Source organism: Lacinutrix sp. MEBiC02595 (genome assembly GCF_053601555.1).
Genome location: NZ_JBSHNU010000237.1, coordinates 1 through 285, shown reverse-complemented (window position 1 = coordinate 285; position 285 = coordinate 1). Strand labels below are relative to the sequence as shown.

Below are 285 nucleotides of genomic sequence, written 5' to 3'. Positions count from 1 at the left end.
TTGGAATGCCGCTAACATACTTGCTCTTCAATCTTGTGGTACAGATAGCTGTGATACAGATGCAGTATTTGATGTAACTTCAGATTATGTATTTACTAACCTTGCTTCCACTTGTGGCGCTGGTGGTACTATTCTAGTTACTTATACCGTTGCTGATGATTGTGGTAACGAAACTATACTTACTGCAACGCTTACTCTTGAAGATTCTATCGGTCCTGACTTAACATCTTGTACTGTAATAGACGAAACTATAGAATGTAATGGTACAGATAACGAAACGATCGC

The 285-nt window shown here is 38.6% G+C and carries 1 protein-coding gene; it reads left to right on the top strand.

Annotated elements, in window-relative coordinates:
* A partial coding sequence (locus ACVCZW_RS13300) for a hypothetical protein (RefSeq protein ID WP_452232647.1) occupies positions 1–285 on the top strand: 285 nt, incomplete at both ends.